This window comes from Gottfriedia sp. NPDC057991 (assembly GCF_042886615.1).
GTDB lineage: Bacteria > Bacillota > Bacilli > Bacillales > Bacillaceae_G > Gottfriedia.
Window position 1 is genome coordinate 550,621 of record NZ_JBHVQN010000001.1, and the last position, 22,630, is coordinate 573,250.

Genomic DNA, 22,630 nt, shown 5'->3' on the forward strand with positions numbered 1-22,630 from the left:
AGAAGTGGTATAAGTATCTATCGAAATTTAATAAAGTAGTAGAAATTCATATTCAACTAAAGTATTGCGTTAGTTGAATAACTAATAGTGAAATTTTTCTTACTCAACCAAATAAACCTTAAAAGATTTAGCTTTACCTTCAACTACAACTACAACTCGTTCCACCTCTTCCTCCCAAAAAGGCAGTATAGTATCTTTAAATCCATTAATTATTTTGTTCTTAAGCTCTAATTCAGAGCTTAAAAAATCATTATAGTTGTATATTACAATTACAAAACTATCTTTTTCAACCCAATCTAAATCCCTTATCCAATCTAGATATCTGTCCATACTATCTATACAAGTTGTAGGAAATTCAAATTTCCTCTCAATTTGAACGATATATTCCTCCCAGGTGTGGATTTTTTCTCCATCCAATTCAACTAGAAATAAAGAAGGGTCATGTATCATTTCTTTTTTTATTTCACTTATTTCTGGTGATGTTATTTTATAAATTTTATTCTTTATCATTTAGATAACTCCCAACTAGATTTTAATAGTTTTTTTAAAAATAATTCAACTTTTTAAATTTATATCCCTTTTTTCTTATTAAACTATCCTGCCACACAAGAAAGTCAGTAATCTAATGAACATCCAGAAGAATAAAAAAAGTATCGCTTCACGCTACACAATCTTTATTTTAAACTAGTAGAAATGATCAAAATTTTAAAAAGGAGATATGTAGATGAATATTAGAACAACAAAAGCTAACGGACATATAATTGCAATCGCCAATGCAGACTCAGTAGTACTTATGGATGAACAAAGTGCTTTAGATTTGATTATGACAATAAGTTATGATCATAGAAGTAATCGTATAGCACTTTACAAAGAAGCAATTTCAGAAGATTTTTTCAATCTTAGTACGAAACTTGCGGGTGCGGTGCTTCAAAAGTTCGTTAACTACAATATTAAGTTTGCGATTATAGGTGACTTTTCTAGTTATACTAGTAAGGCACTAAAAGATTTCATTTATGAGTGTAATAAAGGGAATAATGTATTTTTTGTTTCATCAGAACAAGAAGCGATTGATAAATTATCTAAAGCAAAATAATCACTAATTTTGACAAAAGATAAAATGATCATCGTTATTCCAAACGTGGAGATGATCCGCACGGTATCCGCGAAGCCATAGTACACCATTAATCCGTCTAATGTAAAAACCTTTCGGAAAATCTTCATCTTCAGATAATGCCTCAGATGCAATTGTAATTGAACCGGATGGAGCTTGATGTTGTTTTACAGAAATCCCTATAAAACCTTCTGGCTGATCTAAATATGATAGTCTTATATAAGGTCCTAGCTCAAGAGGGCACAATTCCAAATTTAGTTCCTTTGCTTTTTTATAAATTTGAGGTGTTGTTGCTCCTTCTAAAAATCCAAAATCGCTAACCTTTACTTCAATAGTTTGAAGACTGTACTTTGTATTTGATAGTGTAAAGTGATCATCTTTTAATAGCATCTCACCATATTCATTCATCGCGATAGAGGATTGTTTTAATTTCTCGATTAACTGGGATTTCGTAAGTCCACCAACTTCTACTATTCTAGTGATAAATGGACAATTAGGGTATATTTTTTCTTTTTCAATATGCATTTGTGTTCACTCCTACAACTTATTTATTGTGCTTAAATATTCTATAGTTCTCGTTAAATTTCCTTGTTAAACTAAGAGAGAATAATAGGTATTAATTTTACATAGGAGCTTTTAATTCATTTCTTGATTTTTTTGATGAACAAATGAGTAAAAATTTTAAAGAAATTGGAGTTGAATGATGATGAAAACAATTGGGCTAATTGGTGGTATGAGTTGGGAGTCTTCATTACTGTATTATCAAATTATGAACGAACGAGTGAAAGAAAAACTTGGCGGCCATCACTCCGCAAAAAGCTTACTGTATTCAGTCGATTTTCAAGAAATTAAAACGCTTCAGTTTGAGAATCGATGGAATGAGTTAACGAAAATTATGGTTGAAGTTGCTAGAAAGTTGGAGACTTGTGGAGCAGAGTGTCTTGTAATTTGTACGAATACAATGCATAAGATGGCAAAGGAGGTTGAAGAATCGGTCCAAATTCCTTTATTACATATTGCTGATGCAACTGCTAAAGAAATTGTAAATAATGGAATTAAAAAAGTTGCCTTGTTAGGGACAGCATTTACAATGGAGCATGATTTTTATAAAGGAAGATTAATTGAGCAGTTTGGTTTAGATGTTATTGTCCCAAATGAAGCTGAAAGAAAACTTGTACATAATATTATTTATGAGGAACTGTGTCTTGGGATTGTGAAAGAAGAATCTAAGCAAGTTTATTTGAACATAATCGCTCATTTAATAGGGCAAGGAGCTGAAGCAGTTATTCTCGGATGTACTGAAATAACGATGTTAATCTCTCAGGGAAATTGCAGTATCCCCGTTTTTGATACGACAAGAATTCATGCTGAAAGTGCTGTGGACTTTGCTTTAGGTATTAAATAATAAAAGAAAACCCGCAAGGTATAAAATTTCCTTGCGGGTTTTCATATTTTACAACACCGAACTAATTCAGCGGAGAGTATAGTAATTAACCTTCAATAGGGAAATCGTTGTTTGTTTGAGCAAGTGTTTTCTCTTTCCGAATCATGTATAAATTAAAGACAATATAATAGGCAAACATGATTAGCATTAGCCCTGCAGACCAGCCAGAAGCCATGTTTTGTAATCTGTTAGATAAAACATCATTTTGTAATCCATTTAGTTTTTCAATTGAATAAATATCATAAATTCGATAAACTAAGCGACCGAAGAATAGTAGAGTAACAGAACCGCTAATCCAAATATTTGTATTATAGAACCATGCTCCATTTCTATTTTCAAAATTTGTTTTGATTGAAGCGAAATAAGCAAGCCCAATGCCAATTAAAATACCAATAACATCTGATGTTAAAATAATTGGTTTTATACCACCTTGAAATAGTATTAATGCGCCAATTATAAAGAAGATAATTGTACTTATACGCATTCTCTTCTTATTTAATTGCTGCCATCCGATACTTCGACGGACCCTTTTAAAGATGCGATAAACTAAAAGTAAAATAATGATTCCGATAAAAATATATTGTTGATTCATTGTTTTTCTCCTTAATTTGTATTGTATGTTCATATGATATTCTTTTATTTATTTTGAATCGACTTCTATTTGATAGAAATTTATTCATAAAGTCTATAACTAGAGATAGAGGAAAACAGGAAGAATATTGATTAAAATTAAGAGTGAATTTTTTAAAGGGAAATGAGAGGAGTAAGTTTATTTTGAAGAAGAACAATGTCTTCTTATTAAGACCAATTATAGGTGCCACTATTATTTTAATTTTCATGAGCACAGGGAAATTATTTAGTGGACCACCTCTTAAAACGGCATTTTATTTAGTTATTTGGGTTACTTTAACTTGTATTTTACTGATTCCTAAAGATAAATGGTCGAATGTAAATTTAGTTATTGCACTTAGTATTATGGTGATTGAAGCATTGGTCGGATTAATTTTGTTTAAAGAAATAAATGTGTTGTATTTTTTAGCATTTATGTTTCATGTAACGATTATCCGGTCATCTTTATCGAGGACTCCGATTACATCAATTATCGTTATGATTGTCATTGCTTTAATCTATACGCGATTCGGACACCAAGATTTATTAAACGTTTTAACCTATATTTTGATCTCAATTATTATTTATTTAAATATTCGAAGTAGAATGCAGCGAAATGAAATGTATGCATTGAATAAACAACATGTCGTTAATTTAGAAAAAGCGTACAGTCAGCTACAAGAAGTGTCTTCTACTGCTATGCAAAATGCAATTCTAGAAGAAAGAAATCGAATTGCAAGGGATATTCATGATGCCATGGGACATAGTTTAACTTCCATCATCGTTCAAATGCAAGCTGTACAATATATGATAAAAAAGGATCCAAATCAAGCCGAACAAAGTTTAAAGGATATGTTAGTAGTTGCTCGAAAAGGTTTAGATGATATACGTAAATCGGTTCATTCACTTGCTGATGATTTTCCTCAATCTGCCATTGGCACATTAGAAACTTTACTAACACATATGGAGTCCTCATCAGCTAGTAAATATTCCTTTAAGGCAGAAATTGGTGATGTTGAATTAGACGTCGAGGTGTACAAAATACTGTTTAGAATTTTACAAGAATCTATTACAAATGTTATACGGCATTCTCAAGCTACAAAACTAGACGTTGTCCTGCGAAAGGAATCTGAAGGTATCAATATGACCATTAGGGATAATGGGGATTTAGAAAATGCTCAAAAAATTAGTGAAGGATTTGGATTAAAATCAATGAGAGAAAGACTCGAGAAAATGGATGGTAGTCTTTCCTATTCAGTTATTTTTCCACATGGCTTTGAAATCGTTGCAAAAATACCATTGTGACGAAGGAAAGGGGGAGAAAATATGTCATATGAAAAAATAAAGGTCTTACTAGTTGATGACCAAACGATGATTAGGCAAGGCTTTCGTTATGTAATAAATCTACAAGATGATATGAACTTAATTGGTGAGGCATCAGACGGATTAGAAGCAATCAAGTTAGCAAAAGAAAAACTCCCAGATGTCATTCTGATGGATATACAGATGCCAAATCTTTCAGGAATAGATGCTACAAAAGAAATAATGAAACTATTACCTACGACGAAAATTGTTATTTTAACTACATTTGATGATCAAGAATATATTTACCAAGGAATTCGATCAGGAGCTGTAGGATTTTTATTAAAGGATGCTGAAGTTGAGGAAATGCTTGATGCGATTCGCTCAGCCTATCGAGGTGAAGCTATTTTTAAAACAACTCTTGCAGCAAATGCACTTTCTAGAGCGATTGTTTCTGGATTTGCTGTCCCAGGTAAAAAAGATGAATCAATACTAATCGAAAAACTAACGGATCGTGAACAAGAAATCCTCCAGGAAATGGCCTATGGACTTCGAAATGATCAAATCGGTAAGAAATTATTTATAACGGAAGGTACTGTTAAATCACATGTCCATCGTATATTACAAAAATTTGGCTGTGAAGATCGAACACAAGTAGTCGTAACGGCGCTTAGGAATGGAATGGTGAAGTAACAAGGAATGTAAATAAAAAGTAGATGTTATTTCTATCTGAGATAACACCTACTTTAATTGGACCGAAATCTACATAAATGAAATTTTTCATAATGGCTTGTATTACTTTTAAAATCAATTCGGAGGAAAAAGTGGAAAGGATAATTTAGGAAAAGAAGTTTCGAATTGAATTTTGCTAATTTTAGATTAAATTTAGGCTAGAAGAAATTATAGGGATGACTTTATAATCAGTAATAAAATGTTGTAGAAGATCTTTTTTATATAGACTCGGTAATAAATGTGATCATAAAATACATCTAATTTAATAGATATAATATTAAATGGTAAAAAGAAAGAGTTTGTTCTAGTCGATGAACTATTTTGTACAAGATTTTTTATGATAAAAAAAGAGGAAAAAATAAAAACACTACGAACTATTATTATTAATTCATTTAGTTAATCGAAGTACTTCTTCATAAAAAATTGGATATGTATTTTATTAAGTATGTTTGTTAACAATACAAAAATTAAATAAAATTTACTAAAGAGGTGTATTCAATGAGCGTCCATGACCCAAACGAATTTGATGAATTGATTCCAAATGATACCGATTTAAATTTTATTAAGAAATTTCCAGAAGTTGAAGAAGCGATTGGAATTGATGAAATTCTTAAGTGGTTAGAAGATTAATGAAATGAAATTAATTTGAAAATAAAAAAGTACTTTCTAATTTTATAGAGAGTACTTTTTTACATTAGCTATTAAGATAAAGGAATCAGCTTAATTAAAGAGGCTGATTCCTTTTTGTTTGAAAATGTTAGTCTAAATATTTGGGAATATCAAATCAGGTAATGTAAAAGCTCTACTGACGGAAATGTAATAGGGAAAAAGATAGGTAGAAAAATTATAATAAATAATTAAAAAGAACTAATATAAAACAGATTATTTTGGTTCTTTCTATTTTATATTTGAGTATTATGCTGGTTTAAAATTATGTAATATTACCTATAGTAAGGCCTGTTTAAAGGTATTACTTTCCCATAAATAGAAGTAGTCTAAGTGAATAATTTGTAAGGGTTTTCATTTTTGTTTTTTTGCTTTAATTAACGTTTGACCAACACACACTTAATTAAGGAGGCTAATTAGAAATGAAGAAAAATCAGTTTGATACAAAGTTGATTCACGAAGGCTACAAAACTAGTGAGTATCAAGGGAGTTTAACTCCTCCATTATTTCATACATCTACCTATACATTTCCAACTGCACAACATGGAGAACAGTCCTTTGCTGGAGAGAGAGATGACTTTATTTACTCAAGGTTAGGAAATCCAACCGTTCAAATTTTGGAAGAACGAATGGCCGCGTTAGAAAAAGGAGAAGTAGCGTTAGCATTTGGTTCTGGAATGGCTGCTGTATCTGCTACAATTTTCTCTTTAATTTCCACCGGAGACCATATTTTATGTTCAAAAGGCATATACGGATGTACGTATGGATTTTTAGAAATGCTGGAGAGCAAATTTGGAATTGAACATAACTTTTGCGAAATGGATACTGAAGAAGAAATCCATAACATAATCCAAGAAAATACGAAAGTTATATTTATTGAAACACCGATCAACCCTACAATGAAAGTCATTGATATTGAAATGGTTGTCGAAGTTGCGAAGAAAAATAATATTACCGTAGTAGTTGATAATACTTTTTGCTCACCTTATTTACAAAAGCCATTAACACTAGGCTGTGACATTGTGCTACATAGTGCAACGAAATATATTAGTGGTCATGGTGATGTAGTTGCAGGAATTGTTGTTTGTAAAACAAAAGAGCAAGCTGATCGAATGACCCCTATCCGAAAAGATATAGGTGCGATTATGTCACCATTTGATGCATGGCTGTTGCTTCGAGGATTAAAGACATTAGCAGTTCGAATGGACCGTCAATGTGAAAATGCAAAAAAGGTCGTTTCATTTTTACAATCTCATCCAATGGTAAAGGATGTATTCTACCCAGGAGATTTTAAAAATCAAAATTATTTTATTGCAAGTAAGCAAATGAAAAAAGGTGGTGGAGTCTTCGCATTTACATTTGACGGGACAAAGGAAGAAACACAGGAATTTATTAACCATTTGGAAATGATAAAAATAGCGGTAAGTCTAGGTGATACAGAAACATTAGTTCAGCATCCAGCGACGATGACACATGCAGTCGTTCCAAAAGAGTTACGAGAAAAAATGGGCATAACAGAAAATATGCTACGCATGTCAGTTGGCTTAGAAGCATGGGAAGATATCGTTGCGGACTTACAACAAGCTTTACTTAAATCTAGTAGCAATACAGTATGTTAATCTCGATTTTTAAAAAAAGTACTTTCTATTTTTTTCTTAGAAAGTACTTTTTATTTTAGCTCTAAAATTAAATTGGAAAATTAACAATATCATAAATAATATTTTTATCAATCCTAAACTCAATGGCAAAATGCGGGTCAAAATCGATCAGTTGGTGGACTGTTATATATGAATCATGTAGATTATTAATGCAAACAACATAATGATAAATTAGCGTTTTTACGATGACTACCTCACCTTTAAACTCTTTTGCAAGACGATTAATCCTTTTTTGTGTTTGAGGAGACGTTCTTTCAGATACCGTTATAGAATGTCTCTTCGCCCGCCATAAATCATCACTTGTAAAATCACCATCTTCATTTCTTGAAGAAACACTTTTACAAGATAATTTACCAATCTCAATAACCAAACCTAAATCAATTCTAATTTGCCTAAACAATTCATCAGAGGCCAAAATTATAACATTTAATGAATGGTCCTCATTAATTGAAACTAATCTTCCTCTATAATTAAATAAAAATGTCTCTAAAAAAACCTTTTCACCAAGTAATTTCTTAGCTCTTTTTAAAATATAACTTCTATTCTCCGGTGAAGTGCTTTTAGATATGCTAATTCCATTTTGTTCCGACAATATTCGTTAACCTCCATAAATTTAATACTTCATTTTATGAAACAAATCCTACTCATCGAAACGGCCAATTTCATTAGTTAAAAAAATTTATAGGACGAGCAGTCTTTCAAAAGGAAGATTTTTCAGATCATTGACATAAATAGGGGGTATATCTAGTCAAAATCGTAATATTTATGTAACAATGTCGATATGAATTTGTATGTTTGATTTATTTTTTTGCTGGATTGACTGGTTAGACTAAAAAAATTCTTTAAAGGCACCAGTTTATGGTGAAAAGTACCCCGATATACGGATAGCAGTATTGGTATATTTCTAGTTTAATTGCGTTTTTCATACTTTTAATTGCATTTCTAGAATTTTTAATTGCGATTCCGTGAATTTAATTGCAGATTTGCCAATTTTAATTGCGATTCCGAGAATTTAATTGCACTTGCTTGTGTAATTCCGACTTAATCCATATCCAAATCAATAAAAAAAATCCAGCAAGTCCCCATAAAAATGGACCACTAGATTTTTAAACAAAACCTACTTATTCAAAGAATCAATTATCGGATAAAGCTCTTCTAAATGAGTAATTTCATATGTAGGTACAACTTCATTTCGTTCTTTATGATGCCTATTAATCCATACGTTTTTCATTCCAATTCTGCTTGAGCCTAAAATATCAGTCATAAGATTATCTCCAACCATAATGACCTCTTCTTTTGCTAGTTCCATTAATGATAAGGCATGTTCAAAAATGCTTGGGTCAGGTTTACCTTTTCCGAAGTCTCCAGAAATTAGTATTTGATCAAAGTATTCTTTAATCTTTGGTGTAATTGAAAGCTTTGTATGTTGCAAATCAGGGGAGCCGTTTGTTAGTAAGAGTAGTTTATACTGTCCATTTAATCGATCAAGCACATTAAATGTTTCATCGTATACAAAAGGGTTTCCTTTTCGTTCTTCAGGGAATGTTTCGGCTAATAAATGACCAAATTCTGGATCATCTATTCCAAATGCTTTTAAGCCAAGCGTCCATGCATTTTTTCGATAGGTAGGAGAATTCGCCCTCATTTTTGGAAATTGATCATGATCATCTAAAAAGTTCCCCCATAGTCCTTCGAATGGATTGATGCCAATTAATTTTGTGAATTCGTATGTATCATATGATTCATAAAGCTTTCTAGCCGAGTCACGAACGGCATTTTCAAATTCAGTTGGATCAATACCGTATTTTTCTGTAGCTAGTTTACATGTATTTGCAAATGCAACTTGAACACTTTTTTGATCCCAAAGTAATGTGTCATCCAAATCAAATATGATTCCTTTAATCATAAAAAATTGCCCCTTCCAAATATGAACTGTATAAATTATCCACTATCGTACTAGGAAAATATGAATTAGTAAATAGAAAGCTACTAAAATTTTACTTTTTTTTAGATGCAATCTAATGATTATTTATTTTAGATTAATAATATAGTACAAATGACGATTAAATGGAATATAATAACTTGTTGATTTTGTTTTAATTAATGATGAAAAGAGTGAGTATATGTCATTTGAGGATTTTGTAAACTGTCATTCAATGCAAATTAACTCGAAGGCGGTCTTTGATAAACAAAATAAATTAATGCGATATTCTCTTACAAGAACTTGGGATGAATCAAAAAAGAAAGCTACGCTTGTATTACTTAATCCTTGTCGAGCTGATCATCTAAAGAGTGATTATATATTGGCGAGATGTCTTAACTTTTTTATAGATTATAAGAAAGGTAACTTCGGATCGCTAGAACTAGTAAATCTTTTTGCATTAATGGAACCGGATTCAACAAAGCTAAAAGGGAAAGAATGCGAAGTTGGCGAACATAACGATGAAGCAATAAAATTAGCGATTAGTAACGCAGACATTATTATAGTAGCTTGGGGTTCAAGCAAACGATTTAAGTGGCGAATAAAAGAAGTTCTAGACCTGCTAGACCCTTATAAAGATAAATTATTTAATTTTTGTGATGACTCAAATCGGAAGGATATATTGATTCACCCAGTTATTTTAGCGGAACGACATTGGTTAGAAAAATTAAATTTTGAAGCACTTTACGAATGGACTACAAAAGAGTAATCTTAATGATATTTCTGAAGACAACTCATTTTGGGTTGTTTTTTTTATTACTTGAAAATTCAAATACTTATATTTATAAAAATTGTTATAATAAATTGAGCATTTAGTTTTAGTTCAAGGCAGAAAGATACATCTTAATTTAAATACTAAACTTTACTAAAATGGCAGCCTTTCTAGAAACTCAAGTATTACTTGAGTCCATTTTTCCTCAATTCAAGTAACGCTTGATTTTAACTATTCAATTAACTAGATACAATGAAATTAACTTTTAAATAGAGGTGATAGTAATGTTTGATATGAAAAAAGTAGGTAGACAAATCGCTCAATTAAGAAAAGCAAACAAGATTACACAGATGAAGCTAGCTGACCAATTAGGTGTTAGCTTTCAAGCAATTAGTAACTGGGAACGCGGAGAGACAATGCCTGATATTTCTAAATTACCTGAGCTTGCAGAGATTTTTAATGTAAGCATTGATGAGATTTTAGGAAACGAAAAAGGTGTTAAGTTGATCAATAATTTAATTGAAAAGGATATTACTGATTCTTCAATTGAGTTAGAAGTTGAAAAAGAAGAATTTTTAAATGTTGCACCGATTCTTAATATCGATCAAGCAGACTTAGTTTTTAAAAACGTTGAGAATGATCTTACAATTACTGATACATCGGAAATTGCTCCATTTGTTAGTGAAGATATAATTGATGAATGTGCAAAGAAAGAATTTAATTCGAATGGAATCAAAGAATTATCACGCATGGCACCTTATATTAGTAAAGATGTCATTGATGAATTCGCGAAGAAAGAGTTTGAGTCAAATGGGATTGAAGAATTAACTCGGGTTGCACCGTTTATTAGTACAGAATTAATTGACAAATTAGCGAAGAAAGAGTTTGAAACGAATGGTATAAAAGCTTTAACAACTTTGGCACCATTTATCAGCGAAGAAGTAATTAATGATTGCGCAAAGAAAGAGTTTGAAACGGGTGGTATAAAAGGATTAACTCAGGTGGCACCATTTATCAGTAACGAGATCATTGATGAATGTGCAAAGAAAGAGTTTGAAACAAATGGTATAAAAGGACTAGCATCGATGGCACCATTTATTAGCGATGAGATCATCGATGAGTGTGCAAAGAAAGAGTTTGAGCTAAATGGCATAAAAGAAATAACATCAATGGCAGCATTTATCGGTGACGAAATAATCGATGAGTGTGCAAAAAAAGAGTTTGAAACAAATGGTATAAAAGGACTAGCATCGATGGCACCATTTATAAGTGATGAAATAATTAATGAATGCACAAGAAAGAGTTATGAATTAAATGGAATTAAGTCATTAGCACCGATCTGTCCTTTTATTGAAGGTGACCTACTTAATGAACTTGCTGTAGATGCTATATCAAAACATGGCATTAACGAGATTATTTCAGTGATCCCATTTTTAGATTCAAAAATTGTAAAGAGTGCAGTAATTAAATAGGTTTCAAACGGAACTTGTACTTACTTTCAGGGGTCGCAATTAGGACCCTTTTTTATTTTTTCTGGACATTTTATTAATAAATGAGGATATTTTCTGGACAATTCAGTAATATCCTTTATCATATAAATAGTAAAAATAATGAAAAGGTGACTTTATGAAAAAATTACTTGTAATCGGGGCTTTAGCAGTCTGTCTAATTATCTCTGCACAAACAAATCCATCAAAAGGAGAGTTTGTCACTTGGGCAAAGGATCAGCTTAAATTGGAATCAAAAAATAAATACATTGATTTTGGAATTGACTTATTAGGGGAAAAACTTATTAGTAAGGTTACAACTAAAAAAGATTATGTCTTTTTTTCAGTTTACGAGGTTAAGGCTTTAGACAAGGACATAAAAGTGGTCGGTTTATTTAATCACTTTATTCCAATTTCAAAAAAATAAATTCGAAGTGTTAGTGGAAAACTTTGATTGCTTGTATATAATAAAAGAATAAAGTTAGAAGAGGTGGAAAGAATGAGCAAATCAAAAGCAAGAAAATTAAGAGAAAAACTAGTTAGAGAAGGTAAACGAAATCCAGAATTAAGTAGAAGTTCATTTGCGATGTTAGATTTAAATACGCGTAGAACAAAAACGAAACAAGAAAAATTAAATCAAGTTAAGCATAAAAAACAGTCCTTTGGAAAAGATGATTTTCAGACAAAGGACTGTTTTTATTTAGATGCTGATCTTATTGTTGTGTAGCAGGCGCTTTTTTTACTTTATTAGCGAATTTAACTGTTAGATTTGTTTTATATGCGTTGTACTCAACTTCAAATTGATCATATTTTGCATTGAATTTTTTAAGTGCTGCAGTAGAATTAACAAGAGCAGTTTTAGCTAGTTTATCATCTCTTTTTTCAATTGCATCATATAATTTCTCTTGATCTCTTTCATCAATCTCATCTGGATAATCATAATAATTATCATTATATTTCTCAATCATATTCTCAACATCAGTTTGTATTTGATGGTATGTTGGGAAATCCATATTAAGAACATCATATGCATAGTTAATTATTTCTTCTTCTTTATTATTGAATCCATCAATATGCTGCTTTGCTAAGTCAGTTTCAGTTAAAAAGTTTTTATATTCAACAGGTAATTTTTTACGAATATAAATTTCATTTTCAGTATAAATTTGGTCTTCGATATCGTATACATATGAATCAATCGTATTATATGTGTGGTTTTGGTAATTTCTAATTGCCATCAATTTATTTTTTTGAGTTGTAAAGTATGTTTTGGCACCCTTTGAATCTACTTTTTTAATATATGTATTAAACTGTGCTGTTACTTTTTTCATATCTACTGCTGCATTGTCTTTTCGCGCTTTATCAATTCTTGTTTTAAAGCTCGCTGTTTTTTTCGCTAGTTCGTCTTTTCCTGTATATCCGTATTTATTAAATAAAGTTACATCAGTTTGTAGTTCTTTATAATAATCATAAACTTCCTGATCTGTATAATAGATTTCACTTTTTAAGTTGCTAAGTACTTTAATGTAAGAGCTTACTTGTTTTTTTAAATCATTTTGAGCTTGGACCACTTTAGTATTAGTTGCAGCTTGGGTTTCAGTTGGTAGCATACCTAATAGAATACCTGCTGATAGAGTTGTTGCAGTTGCTATAGTTGCGATTTTCTTAAATTTATTCATTTCGCTCTCCTAATAATATATTATTAAAATTTTTCACACTATTAGTATATTACATGTTACAAAAATATTAGATATATATTAAGAAGATTAAATCTGTTTTAAATTACCTTTAAATGAAGTTATACCAGTTCACTTCACTTAAAGGTAAATAAATTAAGTGTTACAATCATAAACTAGTAAAATCTATTTTTAGTCTCGAGAGGCATTTACAATTAACTGTGCCATTCTTCTTGGGTATATTTTTGCAGTTGACATATGATCGCCACTTCCTTGTATAAAACGATAAACTCCTAATCTACTAGCTATATGAGGATACCAACCCGAATTTTCGCCTGCAGGTACTACTGTATCTTCTTGTAAATTAATAAAGCTTCTCGGTGTAGATAATTGGTAAAACGTTTTTAAATCTAGCTTTTCAACAAGGGGAGTTGCCGGTTCAGGTGTTGTCGCATTATAAATTTGCCGCGCCGTTTGTAAATCAGCCAAGTTAACAAATAGATCTCGGAAGTATTGGAATGGTAGTTTAATTGTATTATCAGAAGATTGCCCAGCTAAGTCTAATAGGAATTTTTGGGCTTGTGGTGGAAATTGATCAGTCAGGCTTTCACCGTCATTTAAAACAAAAGCATTCCAAAAAACTAATCGTTTAATTCGGTCGTGAAGCTGTTCGGCGACTTTTTGAATGACAGTACCACCAAAACTGTGACCTATCAAAATAATATTATTAAGTTTATTAGACGTTATATAATGAACTACTTGGTTTGTAATCATCTCATGATTTACATTTTTATCTTTATCTGTACCATGCCCAGGCAACTGTGGTGTGTGAACAATATGTCCCATTTTTTGTAGTTCTCGTGTGATTCCGTGCCAGAAGAATGGATCAACCCATGAGCCGTGAACTAAAACGAAAGTGCTTTGAGCATGCTGACGATAAAAAATGTCAGATTGGTCAATTGAATGATGCTGTTGATGAATAGGATATGATTGATATTCGTTATACCAATATTGGTGATAATCATAGTAAGGATTATTCTGATTTGGATTCATATTTTGATTTCTGTAGCTTATAGGTTGAATCATTTCATGGGATTTTTTACTGGTCATGCTAATTAGTCCCTCCTTGTTAATCTTTCTCATCGTATGCACCTATTCGTTAGAAGGTGCCCACTTAACTAATGGAAATATAAGTAAGTAAAGAGGGGAAAATAATATTTTAGGAGGAGAATATTATCAAAAAAGCTGTTATTTTATTAATACTATTGTTAATTGTTTGTACAAGTGTTTACTTTGCGGTGAAAGATAAAGTTTTCCAAGATTCATCAAATTCGAATCCAAATAAAAATACAAATCATCAAACTGAAACGGAGACTAATCATTCGAGTCAACTTTCAACGGAAGAAGTTTTAAATAATATAATCTCAAGCGCTAAACAAGGAGAAATTCCAAACCAAAAAAATATAGAAGTAGGGAAGACTTCCTTAAAAGATCTAACGGAGCAGTTTGGGGAATCTACCCAAAAAGATGAGGTTGCTAATGGTACTTTCTTAACTTATCAAAAACAGGGATTTGCTGTAGGATATGATCATCAAAATCGAATTTATGAAGTAAGATCATATGATTCTAATTTACAACAAGTTCACTATGACGATATTATGAAACAATTAAAAAAGCCAAGTAAAATTAAATATTATAAAGATCAACAAGTTGATCAAATTATTTTAGTTTATGAACTGCCAAATCACATTGAACTGAAGTTTATCTTACCAAGACCAACAAGTGAAAATAATAATCCAACCTTGCATCATACATCAGTAGCAATGATTGACCAGCTTATTCCTAGTACTGGCTCTAATCTAGATCAGCTTTTAAATGAGATGACCCTTCAAGAAAAAATAGGTCAAATGATTATCTCAGGTTTTTACGGGCCGAATTACTCAAATAGTTTAAAAGAACTAGTTGAACAATATCATATTGGTGGATTTATTTTTTACAATGAAAATCTAACGAATAACAGTCAAACGGTTAAACTTGTAAATTCAATAAAGGCTGCTAATCGAAATAATCATTTACCAATCTTATTCGGAGTTGACCAAGAAGGCGGAAGGGTATCACGTTTACCAGGAAATCTTGGTCAGATACCGTCAAATGAAATAATTGGAAAGAAAAATAATGGACAGTTCTCATATGAAATTGGTCAAATACTAGGAGAGCAGCTACAAGCTTTTGGGTTAAATATGGACTTTGCACCTGTTTTAGATGTAAATAGTAATCCTAAAAATCCGGTCATTGGTGATCGTTCATTTAGTAATAATCCAGCAACTGTAAGTAAATTAGGAATACAAACAATGAAAGGGATTCAATCAGAGAAAATCATTCCGGTTCTAAAGCATTTTCCGGGCCATGGTGATACTTCGGTTGATTCTCATTTAGAATTACCTGTTGTAAACAAATCGTATACTGATTTAAAATCGTTAGAATTAATACCGTTTAAGGACGCTATTAATCAAAACGCAGATGCTGTTATGATTGCACATATTTTATTACCAAAAATCGATCCTAAATATCCAGCTTCAATGTCTAAAAAAGTCATTACATCAATGTTAAGGAATGATTTAAACTACGATGGAGTAGTTATGACGGATGATATGACGATGGATGCAATTGGAAAAAATTATAATTTGGAAAAAGCAGCGATTACTTCCATTTTAGCTGGAAGTGATATCATTATGGTTGCTCATGATCCTAACAAAGTAAAAGCTGTTTATAAAGAAATTGAAACAGCGGTGAAAAACAAAACAATTTCAGAAGAACGGATAAACGAGTGTGTAAAACGAATCATTTTACTAAAACAAAAATATAAACTAGACAATAATCAAGTAAAGCCGATGGATCTTCAAAAGCTCGTTGAAAAAACAAATGAATTAGTAAAAAAATAGAAAAAATACCAAAAAAAGGAAATTACCACCTTTTGTCGAATAAATAGTCTAAAAAGGTGGTGTTCTTTCTGGCTAGTAAGATTTCAGATGCAGGATTAATGCTATTGGCTATTTTTAAAGAACTTCAAGAAAAAGAGCCAGACTTTGAAAAAGGGCTTCATAATGAAGTAGGAGTAGCTATTGATGATGTCGAACCTGCATTAATTGAATTGGAAATGCAAGGATTTATAAACGGTTTAACTTGGATTAAGAGTGATATAGATCAAAAAGAAAATGCTTCATTATTTAATATTTCAATAACACCTACAGGATTAGCTAGAGTAATAGAATTATTAAGATAATATGTATACATAAAATGACTACCTCAAATGTTTAAGACATTTGAGGTTTTTTGAAAGAAAAAAGGAGGAAATAAAAATGAAAATTAAAAAAGTAAACCCCGAATCTGTTGCTGCACCTGTTGGCCAATATAGTCATGTCACAATTGTCCCAAGACATGCAGAGCTAGTAGTTTGATCAGGTCAAGTTTGTCCAGAACTTAGGGACTATAAAAAATCCCTAGTTTTACTAAGGATTTGAAATAATTTTAATTATGATAAACGCTTGATTTAGAATATACAAGTTCATAGTATTCAGACATTTCTTCTTCTGTTATATTGTATCTTCTTTGAATTTCATTGTGTTCTTCCAATAAATTTTTTGACCATTTCATTGATTGTCTATCTGTTATCTTACCACTCTTTAGTAACATTTTATTTTTTGCAAATTCTGACCTAAATTTCAGTTCGAATTCTGCAATTTCTATGATTTCTTCAGGAGAATGTTTTTCTTCGTTATGGCTAGAAGTGCTATTCATTTTAAGTATTATACCAATTATTATAATTACAATTACAATAAACCATACCACAATATCACCACCTTTCATTTTCATAATATCATGTATAAATAACTAATAGTTGAACTATTCCAAAATTTATACGCCTTAAATTTTTTGTATTTTCCACAATCTGTAGGAAACGACAAAAACGGAGTATTTCCAAATGATATCGAAAGTCAATTTGTCAATGCACTTGAGAATATAAAAAACATCTTTTGAGAGTGAGAAAGTCGAGCTTAATAATCTTTTTAAACTAAACTTTTGGCTAACGGAGAAAATCGATCGTCAATTCTTTCTAGACTGTTGGAGCCAATTTCATTCTGGTAACCCACCTGCAACAACTTATGCTTATGTATCAGCTTTTGCAAATCCAGACATTAAAATAGAAATAGAAGCATGGGCAGCAAGATAATCAATTCAGTTCGTTACGAACCATCAATCGTTATTGATTCAAAACCAAGGATTGGTAATGATTGGTATAACATAGCGACATTTGGGAAACTTAAGTGGAGGTAATTCGGTTCGAAAGCGAGATGAAAAATTGAAATGGAAGAATTCGAGTCTCAATTAAATCCCACTGTAAGAAAAAATATAACAAAAACACTAACTCAACTTAATATGAAAATCGAAGGCATGATTGGAAGGATTGAAAATAAAGGATGTGGCATATTAACTGAATTTGAAAATATCCATAGCGTCTTTAATAATTTACAAATGGATGCAGCCTCATTTTATTTAAATTCATATCTATCTCCGTATACTGATATCTTTGATGAATTGGCAATTACAGTTCAACACTTATCAAAACGTAAACATGGCGGATTAATTGTAGTTAAAAGAGACGACTCACTTGAAGAATTGATGAGTTCAGGGATTCACGTCAGTGCAAAACTATCTCCAGCATTATTAGAATCAATTTTTTATCCAGGTAGCCCGTTACATGACGGAGCAGTACTGGTTGAAAATAACATGATCATTTCAGCAGGTAATGTACTTCCACTATCTAAAATTACATACGATAATAAAAAACTTGGAACAAGGCACCGAGCAGCAGTTGGAATTTCAGAACAAAGCGATGCACTTGCTCTAGTTGTATCAGAAGAAACAGGAAATATATCTTTCGCTTTTAAAGGAAGCTTATATCCTGTTAAATATGGGGCACCTATTAATTAAAACTGAAACGATCATTTAGATCGTTTTTTTTTTTGTTTTTATAATAATTTTATTTTTCTCAGATTTTATGGATTGTATTGTTTTTGAAATCATATTATGATTATACTTAATTATTCCGATATGAAAGGTTGGTTTTTGGTATGACTAATCCAAAAATAAATACAATTCCATTACCTTTAGTTCGTACAAATCAATGGACGATCTTTATTTCTGTTATATTAACTTGGATCACTGCTCAGTACTGGCTACTACTTATTCCTTTAATTAGTGGACTTAGTGGATTACTTTTTGATTTCCATCCAATCATAAAATTTGCTAAACGTTTTTTAAAAAAGAAACCATCGAGCTATCCGCAAGAGGATAAAGGACAACAAAATTTTAATCAAACAATTGCAGTAACCTGCTTATTTCTAGCATTTATTGGTGCATTAGTTGGTTGGAACGTATTATTTTATGTGTTTTCAATTATGGTCGCATTAGCTTCGTTTATCGCAATCAATGGATTTTGCATTGGATGCTATATTCATTTTCAATGGAACCAATATAAATACAGAAAAAGCTTAAGGTAAATTAAACGAAAAAACAGAGTCTTCTCATTAAATGAGAGGGCTTTTTTTATGATATGAAAACATATTTCTGTATAATAGATATAGTATTTGAGATTGTGGTGTTCTCCAAGGTTTTTAAAGAAACTTAAACGACTTTAAAATTAAACGAAATAAATAAACTTATTGCTTCAGGAAGGACGAATAAAAATAATGATTAAATGGAAAGAAGACATTGTTATAAATGAAAATATCGGAAAAATATGGAGTCTATTTTTAGATAAAAATATTAAGAAAATAATGCCAAAAGTTGAAGAACATAATTTAATTGATAAAAATGAAAACGAAGTAGGTGCAAAGCATCAGCAAAGTTATAGAGAAGGTAAGCGTGTAGAATCTTATATCGTTGAAACTTTAGCATACGAGGATACTGAATCATATAAAAAAAAGCAAATCCATTTTGTTTTAGCAAATGCATTTGAAACGAATCTGACATTTATATTAGAAAAAATCGACGATACACATACAAAATTTATTTATGAAGGCACGAATGCAGGAGTAAATTTTATTGGACGAGCTATGTTAAAGCTAGCTAATCCAAAGGGGAATAATTTAAAGGCAGTACATGATTTTTTACAAAGAGTCGAACAAGAAGCTTTAAAGGCGCAAGATTAATAGGAGCTTATATAAAACAAAAAGGAGAGCATCTAATACTCTCCTTTTTATTATTTTTTTGATACTTTACTTAATAATTCATATGAATATAAACGCGCCGCATGATCGAAAACAGAACCATTTACCATAATCTCATCAGCTTTTGTCATATTTAAAACTGTTTGTAGCTTTTCAGTAACGGTTTCGATTGTACCAATAGCAGATAGTTTCATTTGATTTTCAAGTGTTTCTTTTTCATATGGACTCCAAATTTCATCCATATCGTCAACTGGTGGTTTTAAAAGAGCTGGTTTACCACCTCGAACTAAGTTTAAAAATGATTGTTGCTGTGTAGTGAAAAGTCTTTTTGCTTCTTGATCTGTGTTAGCAACGACAACATTTAAGCCAATCATCGCATATGGTTCATCTAAAACTTCAGATGGTTTAAAGTTATTGTGATACAACTGCATTGCTTGAACTGTATAGTCTGGTGCGAAGTGTGCTGCAAATGCAAATGGTAAACCTAATTCAGCAGCTAACTGAGCACTAAAGCCACTTGATCCTAGTAGCCAAATTGGTATATTTAAACCTTTACCAGGCACAGCTTGAACCGTTAAACTGCCTAATCCACCTGGCGGATTAAAGTAATTACGTAATTCCTCTAATTGAGCAGGGAAGTCTTCATGGCTGCGTAAATCTCTACGTAACGCTCTCGTTGTTGACATATCACTACCAGGGGCACGACCTAATCCGAGATCAACACGACCTGGATGTAGTGATTCTAATGTACCGAATTGTTCTGCTATGACTAATGGAGCATGATTTGGTAACATGATTCCTCCAGAGCCAACTCGAATCGTTGATGTTCCACTTGCAATATGTCCAATTACAACTGAAGTAGCTGAACTTGCAACTGCAGGCATATTATGATGCTCGGCAAACCAGTAACGGTGATATCCCCATTTTTCAGCATGCTGTGCTAAATCAAGACTATTTTTAAAAGCATCAGCAGGGGTGCTTCCTTCAACAACCGGTGCTAAGTCTAATACAGATAAAGGTATTTCACTTAAATTCTTAGCAACTTTATCTTGGAAACGATTATTCATCATAAAATTTTCCTCCTAAAAAACATTTTTCAATATATGGAAATAACGAGACGTTTTCATTTGATAAACTGTGTTTTAATTATATACAGTATGCTAAGATTATAGAAAATCTAAAGACATAATACAAGTTTTTGAACTTGGAAATATTTATACAAGAAAACTTCATATGGTAACAAGAAGTACTTTTGGTAAAAAGAAAAAAAATTGTAAATAAATGTATAGAATAAATTTTTAGAATCATACTATCTTTAATCTGATAAACAACATCAGAGCATCCAAAAGACAAAGGAGTCGACAACATGGCAAACAGAAGATCTTCAAATCAATATGCTTCACCAAATGCAAATTCAGCAATTGAGCAAATGAAGTTCGAAATAGCTTCTGAATTTGGAGTGCACTTAGGACCAGACACAACTTCACGCGCTAACGGTTCAGTTGGTGGAGAAATTACGAAGCGTCTAGTTCAAATGGCAGAACAAAGCCTAGGCGGATATGCTCGTTAAATAAAAAATGAGGATGGAAAGCAAACTTTCTATCCTTTTTTTATTGTCTAAAAAAACTTTAACCATCCAGTAAACGTTATCTACTTTCATTAAACGAAACTAAAAACTACTATATACTTGCAAGGGATACAAAAACGGGGGATAATAATATCACTGGATGGTGATAAAATATGTCAAGTTGTAAAAATTCCGTTACACCTAAGTGGTTCGGATTTGCTATTCAGGCATTAGTTTTACTAGCAACAACAGAAGGGGTTACACCAAGTAAAGCAATCGCAAAACATATTAGATCAGGTGTTTCATTTATGAGAAGAATCATGGCTCCCCTCGTAAAAGAAAAAATAGTAGAAGCAAGAGAAGGACGAGATGGCGGCTATTTATTAGCTAAGTCACCTGAGGAAATTACCTTAAAACAAGTCTACATTGCACTACAAATGACAGAACCTCTATCAACCGCACTAATTGAATCCACATCTGACTGTACTAGTGGACGTGTAATGAACAATGTATTTTCAGACTTTGCAATTGAAGCAGAAGAACACTTACTTGGCTTTTTATGTAACTATACTTTGGCGGATTTTGTAAGACGTGCCAGTCATAAAACGATCGAATCACTTTGAAAATATCGTACATTTGGATGTACGATATTTTTATTTGTTGGGGATAGAGGACTTTTTGAAGGCTAGCACAAATACATTTGGAATCGCAATAAAATTTAGAGAAAAAAAGTGACATCGCAAATAAATTTTGAGAATCACAAATAAAAATAGCGAAATCGCAAATAAAACATTAAAGAGTATAATTTACGTGAGAAAATATCAAATTTTTGCAATTGAAGTGATTTTGTTCAGATTCATGATCGATTGGACTTAATTTATGAATAAATGTGAAGTGTTTTATTTGAATCAAAGTGATTATTTTCAAAATTTATTAAAAGGGCTTTGTAAAGCTAATAATATCTCTCCGCGAAAACCTAGATTTGATAACATTGATGATTTCGTAATTATCCATGTTAAAAATCATTTGAAAGAAGGAGTAGATATAGAAAGCTTTAAAATATTAAATCTTATTGTTCAAACAGTTGTACCCTTAGGTATAAAGTTTAATCAACAATTAATTTTATATCCAAATGGAGATCGATTAGATAGAGTAACGATTTCTTTTAGCAGAAATGATTATATGATTTTAAACAAGAAACTGGAAACAGGAGGTATTAATAACTAATAGTGATACAGTAATTTTTTGACAAGCTTCTTTCTTCAAATCGCGAGTTTAACAAGCCTCAAAATTTTAGCTTTGAGTACATGGTTAAACAAAAATCAAAAAATGCACTTGAAATGAGAACAGTTATCGCATATACTGTACTTAAATCAAATTCACTTACAAAAAGTAACCAACTAATATCAACCACACTATTTTTTTAAGTATTACTGTTTCTGAATCGAGAACAGTAAA

Annotated in this window: 27 protein-coding genes; 18 read left to right on the forward strand and 9 right to left on the reverse strand. The window is 31.4% G+C overall.

Annotated features, from left to right (window positions below):
- Nucleotides 1-99: 99 nt before the first annotated feature.
- Nucleotides 100-510: a barstar family protein gene (locus ACFVR2_RS02610; protein ID WP_387358663.1), complete on the reverse strand. Its 411-nt coding sequence runs from the start codon at nt 508-510 to the stop codon at nt 100-102.
- Nucleotides 511-724: 214 nt separating this feature from the next.
- Between ACFVR2_RS02610 and ACFVR2_RS02615 the strand changes: the two genes are divergently transcribed.
- On the forward strand, nt 725-1,093 hold the full coding sequence (locus tag ACFVR2_RS02615; protein WP_387358665.1) for a DUF4180 domain-containing protein: 369 nt from the start codon (nt 725-727) through the stop codon (nt 1,091-1,093).
- Between the two features lie 3 nt (nt 1,094-1,096).
- On the opposite strand, the gene ACFVR2_RS02620 is transcribed toward ACFVR2_RS02615, so the two are convergent.
- A complete protein-coding gene (locus ACFVR2_RS02620) occupies nt 1,097-1,636 on the reverse strand; it encodes a helicase (protein WP_387358667.1) in 540 nt (179 codons plus the stop codon).
- Between the two features lie 181 nt (nt 1,637-1,817).
- Between ACFVR2_RS02620 and ACFVR2_RS02625 the strand changes: the two genes are divergently transcribed.
- Nucleotides 1,818-2,516, forward strand: coding sequence for an aspartate/glutamate racemase family protein (locus ACFVR2_RS02625; protein ID WP_387360429.1), 699 nt, complete (start codon nt 1,818-1,820; stop codon nt 2,514-2,516).
- 85 nt (nt 2,517-2,601) lie between these two features.
- On the opposite strand, the gene ACFVR2_RS02630 is transcribed toward ACFVR2_RS02625, so the two are convergent.
- Nucleotides 2,602-3,147, reverse strand: a complete 546-nt coding sequence (locus ACFVR2_RS02630) for a CcdC protein domain-containing protein (protein ID WP_387358669.1) — start codon at nt 3,145-3,147, stop codon at nt 2,602-2,604.
- Between the two features lie 182 nt (nt 3,148-3,329).
- Here ACFVR2_RS02630 and ACFVR2_RS02635 point away from each other — a divergent pair, with 182 nt between their 5' ends.
- The 4 genes from ACFVR2_RS02635 (at nt 3,330) to megL (ending at nt 7,483) form a co-directional block, all read left to right on the forward strand.
- Complete coding sequence (locus ACFVR2_RS02635; protein WP_387358671.1) at nt 3,330-4,469, forward strand: sensor histidine kinase; 1,140 nt, start codon at nt 3,330-3,332, stop codon at nt 4,467-4,469.
- Nucleotides 4,470-4,490: 21 nt separating this feature from the next.
- Nucleotides 4,491-5,159, forward strand: a complete 669-nt coding sequence (locus tag ACFVR2_RS02640; protein WP_387358673.1) for a response regulator transcription factor — start codon at nt 4,491-4,493, stop codon at nt 5,157-5,159.
- A gap of 537 nt (nt 5,160-5,696) precedes the next feature.
- Entirely contained in the window at nt 5,697-5,828 is a 132-nt protein-coding gene (locus ACFVR2_RS02645; RefSeq protein WP_268875886.1) for a hypothetical protein, read from the forward strand.
- Nucleotides 5,829-6,286: 458 nt separating this feature from the next.
- Nucleotides 6,287-7,483: a methionine gamma-lyase gene (megL, locus tag ACFVR2_RS02650; protein WP_387358675.1), complete on the forward strand. Its 1,197-nt coding sequence runs from the start codon at nt 6,287-6,289 to the stop codon at nt 7,481-7,483.
- A 67-nt stretch (nt 7,484-7,550) separates the two neighbouring features.
- Here the strand turns inward: megL and ACFVR2_RS02655 are convergent, their stop codons facing one another.
- A complete protein-coding gene (locus tag ACFVR2_RS02655) occupies nt 7,551-8,114 on the reverse strand; it encodes a hypothetical protein (protein WP_387358677.1) in 564 nt (187 codons plus the stop codon).
- Nucleotides 8,115-8,639: 525 nt separating this feature from the next.
- Nucleotides 8,640-9,428: an HAD family hydrolase gene (locus ACFVR2_RS02660; RefSeq protein WP_387358679.1), complete on the reverse strand. Its 789-nt coding sequence runs from the start codon at nt 9,426-9,428 to the stop codon at nt 8,640-8,642.
- Nucleotides 9,429-9,645: 217 nt separating this feature from the next.
- On the opposite strand from ACFVR2_RS02660, the gene ACFVR2_RS02665 reads away from it, so the two are divergent.
- The 4 genes from ACFVR2_RS02665 (at nt 9,646) to ACFVR2_RS02680 (ending at nt 12,429) form a co-directional block, all read left to right on the forward strand.
- On the forward strand, nt 9,646-10,212 hold the full coding sequence (locus ACFVR2_RS02665; protein ID WP_387358681.1) for a DUF1643 domain-containing protein: 567 nt from the start codon (nt 9,646-9,648) through the stop codon (nt 10,210-10,212).
- A gap of 287 nt (nt 10,213-10,499) precedes the next feature.
- The gene (locus ACFVR2_RS02670) at nt 10,500-11,687 is read left to right on the forward strand and encodes a helix-turn-helix domain-containing protein (RefSeq protein WP_387358683.1); all 1,188 of its coding nucleotides are present in this window, start codon (nt 10,500-10,502) and stop codon (nt 11,685-11,687) included.
- Between the two features lie 154 nt (nt 11,688-11,841).
- Entirely contained in the window at nt 11,842-12,129 is a 288-nt protein-coding gene (locus ACFVR2_RS02675; protein WP_387358685.1) for a hypothetical protein, read from the forward strand.
- 72 nt (nt 12,130-12,201) lie between these two features.
- The gene (locus ACFVR2_RS02680) at nt 12,202-12,429 is read left to right on the forward strand and encodes a hypothetical protein (protein ID WP_387358687.1); all 228 of its coding nucleotides are present in this window, start codon (nt 12,202-12,204) and stop codon (nt 12,427-12,429) included.
- Here ACFVR2_RS02680 and ACFVR2_RS02685 read toward each other — a convergent pair.
- Together ACFVR2_RS02685 and ACFVR2_RS02690 are read right to left on the reverse strand one after the other, a co-directional pair.
- Nucleotides 12,416-13,378 carry a hypothetical protein gene (locus ACFVR2_RS02685; RefSeq protein WP_387358689.1) on the reverse strand — a complete coding sequence of 321 codons (963 nt, stop codon included), beginning with the start codon at nt 13,376-13,378 and terminating at the stop codon, nt 12,416-12,418. The genes ACFVR2_RS02680 and ACFVR2_RS02685 overlap by 14 nt on opposite strands.
- A gap of 189 nt (nt 13,379-13,567) precedes the next feature.
- Entirely contained in the window at nt 13,568-14,485 is a 918-nt protein-coding gene (locus ACFVR2_RS02690) for an alpha/beta hydrolase (RefSeq protein WP_387358691.1), read from the reverse strand.
- A gap of 188 nt (nt 14,486-14,673) precedes the next feature.
- On the opposite strand from ACFVR2_RS02690, the gene nagZ reads away from it, so the two are divergent.
- Together nagZ and ACFVR2_RS02700 are read left to right on the forward strand one after the other, a co-directional pair.
- Entirely contained in the window at nt 14,674-16,317 is a 1,644-nt protein-coding gene (gene nagZ / locus ACFVR2_RS02695) for a beta-N-acetylhexosaminidase (protein WP_387358693.1), read from the forward strand.
- A 104-nt stretch (nt 16,318-16,421) separates the two neighbouring features.
- Nucleotides 16,422-16,658: a hypothetical protein gene (locus ACFVR2_RS02700; protein ID WP_387358694.1), complete on the forward strand. Its 237-nt coding sequence runs from the start codon at nt 16,422-16,424 to the stop codon at nt 16,656-16,658.
- A 245-nt stretch (nt 16,659-16,903) separates the two neighbouring features.
- Here ACFVR2_RS02700 and ACFVR2_RS02705 read toward each other — a convergent pair whose 3' ends face one another.
- Complete coding sequence (locus tag ACFVR2_RS02705) at nt 16,904-17,224, reverse strand: hypothetical protein (protein WP_387358696.1); 321 nt, start codon at nt 17,222-17,224, stop codon at nt 16,904-16,906.
- Nucleotides 17,225-17,740: 516 nt separating this feature from the next.
- On the opposite strand from ACFVR2_RS02705, the gene cdaS reads away from it, so the two are divergent.
- The 3 genes from cdaS to ACFVR2_RS02720 all read left to right on the forward strand — a co-directional run bounded on the left by cdaS (nt 17,741) and on the right by ACFVR2_RS02720 (nt 19,587).
- Nucleotides 17,741-18,367 (forward strand): sporulation-specific diadenylate cyclase CdaS, encoded by a 627-nt coding sequence (gene cdaS / locus ACFVR2_RS02710; RefSeq protein ID WP_387358698.1) that lies wholly within the window; start codon nt 17,741-17,743, stop codon nt 18,365-18,367.
- 140 nt (nt 18,368-18,507) lie between these two features.
- On the forward strand, nt 18,508-18,936 hold the full coding sequence (locus ACFVR2_RS02715) for a DUF4395 domain-containing protein (RefSeq protein WP_387358700.1): 429 nt from the start codon (nt 18,508-18,510) through the stop codon (nt 18,934-18,936).
- Between the two features lie 189 nt (nt 18,937-19,125).
- Nucleotides 19,126-19,587: an SRPBCC family protein gene (locus ACFVR2_RS02720; RefSeq protein WP_387358702.1), complete on the forward strand. Its 462-nt coding sequence runs from the start codon at nt 19,126-19,128 to the stop codon at nt 19,585-19,587.
- Between the two features lie 50 nt (nt 19,588-19,637).
- Here the strand turns inward: ACFVR2_RS02720 and ACFVR2_RS02725 are convergent, their stop codons facing one another.
- Nucleotides 19,638-20,675 carry an LLM class flavin-dependent oxidoreductase gene (locus ACFVR2_RS02725; RefSeq protein WP_387358704.1) on the reverse strand — a complete coding sequence of 346 codons (1,038 nt, stop codon included), beginning with the start codon at nt 20,673-20,675 and terminating at the stop codon, nt 19,638-19,640.
- A 296-nt stretch (nt 20,676-20,971) separates the two neighbouring features.
- Here ACFVR2_RS02725 and ACFVR2_RS02730 point away from each other — a divergent pair, with 296 nt between their 5' ends.
- From ACFVR2_RS02730 to ACFVR2_RS02740, 3 genes are all read left to right on the forward strand, one after another.
- Nucleotides 20,972-21,175 carry an alpha/beta-type small acid-soluble spore protein gene (locus ACFVR2_RS02730; protein ID WP_056474875.1) on the forward strand — a complete coding sequence of 68 codons (204 nt, stop codon included), beginning with the start codon at nt 20,972-20,974 and terminating at the stop codon, nt 21,173-21,175.
- Between the two features lie 170 nt (nt 21,176-21,345).
- Nucleotides 21,346-21,795: an RrF2 family transcriptional regulator gene (locus tag ACFVR2_RS02735; protein WP_025568186.1), complete on the forward strand. Its 450-nt coding sequence runs from the start codon at nt 21,346-21,348 to the stop codon at nt 21,793-21,795.
- Between the two features lie 280 nt (nt 21,796-22,075).
- Nucleotides 22,076-22,399: a hypothetical protein gene (locus ACFVR2_RS02740; protein ID WP_387358706.1), complete on the forward strand. Its 324-nt coding sequence runs from the start codon at nt 22,076-22,078 to the stop codon at nt 22,397-22,399.
- The last annotated feature ends 231 nt before the right edge of the window (nt 22,400-22,630 follow it).